This is a genomic window from Polaromonas sp. P1_E1_2 (assembly GCF_056406035.1).
The window spans coordinates 1-3,616 of sequence record NZ_JBFUAZ010000446.1 but is presented as its reverse complement, the minus strand read 5'-3'; the positions used below and the strand labels follow the sequence as shown (position 1 = coordinate 3,616).

The following is a 3,616-nucleotide window of genomic DNA, read 5'->3' as shown; positions in this document are numbered from 1 at the left end:
CGCTGGTGCTGGGCGTGCGCGACTACCTCGGTAAAAACGGTTTTCCGGGTGCCATTCTGGGGCTTTCGGGCGGCATTGACTCGGCCCTGGTGCTGGCGGTGGCGGTGGATGCGCTGGGCGCTGACAAGGTGCGCGCAGTGATGATGCCTTCGCCCTACACGGCAGACATCTCCTGGATCGATGCACGCGAAATGGCCGAGCGCGTGAAGGTGCGTTACGACGAGATTTCCATCGTGCCGGAGTTCGAAGCCTTCAAGGCGTCGCTGGCCGGTGAGTTCAAAGGCCTGAAGGAAGATACGACCGAGGAAAACATCCAGGCGCGTATCCGTGGCGTGTTTTTGATGGCGTTGTCGAACAAGTTCGGCTCCATCGTGCTGACCACCGGCAACAAGAGTGAAATGGCTACCGGCTATTGCACGCTCTACGGCGACATGGCCGGCGGCTTTGCGGTCATCAAGGACCTGCTGAAGACCACGGTGTTTCGCCTGGCGCGCTGGCGCAACGAAAACGACCCGTACGGCACGGGCAGCAACCCGATTCCCGAGCGCATCATCACGCGGCCGCCCAGCGCCGAGTTGCGGCCCGACCAGACCGACCAGGACAGCCTGCCGCCCTACGAGGTGCTGGATGCCATCCTGGAGCGCTACATGGAGAACGACCAGGGCGTGGATGCCATCGCCGCTGCCGGGTTTGACCGCGCGCTGGTCGTGCGCGTGGCCCAGCTGATCCGCATCAACGAGTACAAACGCCGCCAGGCGCCCGTGGGTATCAGGGTCACCCACAGGAGCTTTGGCAAGGATTGGCGCTATCCTATTACCAGCAGATTCCGGCAATGAGGCCCCCACGGTCGCTCGCTTCGCGTAGCTCCCTGCCCCCCGAGGGGGCCGCTGCGCCTGCGGCCCGGCAAAGCCGGTTCCGCGGCCCCTGCTGGTGAAGTCACTTGCACGTTGTACGCCGCTAAATGCCTTTTTGACGATATTTAGAATTAATGGAGATATTCAGTGAAACAAATTACCGCCGTCCTCAAGCCCTTCAAACTCGAAGAAGTCCGTGAGGYCTTGGCCGAATGCGGCGTGACTGGTCTGACCGTCACTGAAGTCAAGGGCTTTGGCCGCCAGAAGGGCCACACCGAGTTGTACCGTGGCGCCGAATACGTCGTCGATTTCCTGCCGAAGGTCAAGGTTGAGGTTGTGGTGAAGACCGAAGACGTGGAGCGTTGCGTGGATGCCATCGTTCGCGCTGCACGCACCGGCAAGATCGGTGACGGCAAGATTTTCATCACCAGCGTCGAGCGGGTGGTGCGTATCCGTACGGGTGAGGAAGACGAAGCGGCGGTCTAGATAGGCCCCCACGCTTAAATAGGCCCCCACGCTTTTCACTTCGAGCCTGCGGCGCGCTGCCCCTTTCCTCACGTAGTGGGGCCGCTGCGCCTGCGGTCTGGCAAAGCCAGTCCCGCGGCCCCTGCTGGTATGGGTGGAAATCCCCAGGGGCGTTTTAGATCTGGTCTAGGCGGGTGTTGCCTGGCGTCATGCCGGCTGCCTGTACCAGCGTTTCCAGCAGTGATTCGGCATCGCTGCTGGTTCGGATCAGGTCCATCAGCCAGTCATTCATGAAGCCGGTTTTTACCGAAGATGCCAGGAACGCGAGCAGGGCGTCGTAGTAGCCGTTCATGTTGAGCAGGCCGACCGGTTTGTCGTGGTAGCCGAGCTGGCGCCAGGTCCATACCTCAAAAAATTCCTCCAGCGTACCGATGCCGCCGGGCAATGCCAGGAACGCATCGGCATGCTCGGCCATCAGGTATTTGCGCTCATGCATGTTTTCCACGATGTGCAGCTCGGTGCATCCGGTGTGGGCCCATTCCTTCTCCACCAGTGCCTTGGGGATGATTCCCACGACACGCCCGCCGGCCGCCAGCGCAGCGTCGGCCATGATGCCCATCAGGCCATTGCGGCCACCGCCATAGACCAGCTGCCCGCCGCGCTTGCCAATCCAGGTGCCCACGAGGGCGGCAATGGCGGCGAATTCGGGCTGGTTGCCGGGACGGGATCCGCAGTAAACGCAGAGGGAAAAAGCAGGTTTGGAGGCAGGTTTGGAGATATCGGTCACTTTGTTGATGCTTGCGTTCATGCGGCAAATCGCTGGAACAGCGCCAGGGCCCAGGTACCTGCGCACAGCAGCAGGCTGAGCAGTACGGCGGCACTTCCCATGTCCTTGGCGCGCTTGGAAAGGTCATGCCATTCGGGGCCGATGCGGTCGATGGCGGTTTCAATGCCCGTGTTGAGCAGCTCCACGATCATGATGAGGATGACGGTGCCGGCCAGGAGCACCGTTTCGACCCAGCTACGGCCCAGCCAGAAAGCGGCGGGGATCAGCACAATCGACGCGATCGCCTCCTGACGGAAAGCGGTTTCATGCCAGCCGGCGCGCAGGCCGGCAACGGAATAGCCGGTGGCGTGCCAGACGCGGCTCAGGCCCTTGCGGTGTTTTTGGGGGTTGACGGGCTCATTGGAGCCCAGTCGGGAGGTGGCGCCAGCAGCAGCGACATCAACATCAGATGGCGGCGCTGGCACAGACATGGGAAACGGAACTTGTTCGGGCATGGTGCCATTGTCGCGCAGCTTTATGGCACATTGATGTTAGGGCTGATGGGTCGCAGTACCGGCGATACCGGCCTTGTTTTTCCCCTTGCGCCCGGGTTTTTCGGGTGCGACCCAGGTGATGAGCCGCGTGCCCGCCCAGGCGTCATGCCAAAACTGTTTTTGCGGATGAAAGCGCGCCAGGATGGCCCAGATGGCGACCCATCCCAGCGTCAGTACGGCGCCTTCTCGTCCTGGCAGCGCCATTGCCCAGCTCACGGCCAAGGGTGGCAGGAACCAGAGCCAGCTCAGCGCATAGCGCAGCAGCGCACGTTTCTGGGTGACGGGTGCACCGTTGAGGTCGACCACGCGGATGTTCCAGGTCTTCATGGCCAGGGTCTGGCCTTTGGCCCAGAACCAGACGAAGTAAATACCGAAAATCACAAACACGAACGCCTGCAGGGCATGGCGATTGTCCAGGGCATTTCGGGTCTGGCTCAATGTGCTGAAGAGGTAACCGGCCAGAAAAACCACGCCGAACATCAGCATGCCTTCGTACATCCAGCAGGCCATGCGGCGGGGAATAGACGGAATAGGGAGGGTGTCTGTGACTGTCAAAGATGTCGCGATAAAGGTTGGCCACAGTGACGGCAGCAGGCATGGGCCAAGCCCAGCCRCTGCGGTAGCGTTTAGCGTTGGGGCGTGGCGCTTGTTGCGGCACCGCTTGCGGACGGCGCGGCGGGCGTAGCAGCTGAGGCAGGTTGCAAAGCAGTGATTTTAGGGCCAGGTTTGCTGGCTGCCTTGACCGGGTGCGGTGTCACGGGCGCCAGCTTTTGCGGTGCCACCGGTCTCACCGCTGTTGCCGCTCCGGTAGGCTTTGGACTGGCCTTGGCGGCCAGCTTCTGCTTTTCTTCGGGGCTGAGAGCCTGGTAGGTTTCCCATTTGGCTTTTTTCTCTTCAGGCGTGAGCTGCTTGGAGAGTTCCTTGGTCTTGCCGAAGTTCAGCCGGGCTTGCGCGCGCTGCTGGGGGCTCAAGGTGAC

Annotated in this window: 6 protein-coding genes; 2 read left to right on the top strand and 4 right to left on the bottom strand. The window is 61.8% G+C overall.

Going from position 1 to position 3,616, the window contains the following annotated elements:
* Both AC1D1P_RS17700 and AC1D1P_RS17695 read left to right on the top strand, forming a co-directional pair.
* A partial coding sequence (locus AC1D1P_RS17700) for an NAD+ synthase (protein ID WP_477673865.1) occupies positions 1 to 836 on the top strand: 836 nt, incomplete at its 5' end.
* 165 nt (positions 837 to 1,001) lie between these two features.
* Positions 1,002 to 1,340, top strand: coding sequence for a P-II family nitrogen regulator (locus tag AC1D1P_RS17695; protein WP_477673864.1), 339 nt, complete (start codon positions 1,002 to 1,004; stop codon positions 1,338 to 1,340).
* A 154-nt stretch (positions 1,341 to 1,494) separates the two neighbouring features.
* Here the strand turns inward: AC1D1P_RS17695 and AC1D1P_RS17690 are convergent, their stop codons facing one another.
* From AC1D1P_RS17690 to AC1D1P_RS17675, 4 genes are all read right to left on the bottom strand, one after another.
* Positions 1,495 to 2,127 (bottom strand): LOG family protein, encoded by a 633-nt coding sequence (locus AC1D1P_RS17690; RefSeq protein WP_477670850.1) that lies wholly within the window; start codon positions 2,125 to 2,127, stop codon positions 1,495 to 1,497.
* Positions 2,124 to 2,600, bottom strand: coding sequence for a diacylglycerol kinase (locus tag AC1D1P_RS17685; RefSeq protein ID WP_477670849.1), 477 nt, complete (start codon positions 2,598 to 2,600; stop codon positions 2,124 to 2,126). The genes AC1D1P_RS17690 and AC1D1P_RS17685 overlap by 4 nt, the downstream gene beginning before the upstream one ends.
* A gap of 36 nt (positions 2,601 to 2,636) precedes the next feature.
* Positions 2,637 to 3,170, bottom strand: coding sequence for an RDD family protein (locus AC1D1P_RS17680; RefSeq protein ID WP_477673866.1), 534 nt, complete (start codon positions 3,168 to 3,170; stop codon positions 2,637 to 2,639).
* A gap of 95 nt (positions 3,171 to 3,265) precedes the next feature.
* A partial coding sequence (locus AC1D1P_RS17675) for a DUF3106 domain-containing protein (RefSeq protein ID WP_477673863.1) occupies positions 3,266 to 3,616 on the bottom strand: 351 nt, incomplete at its 5' end.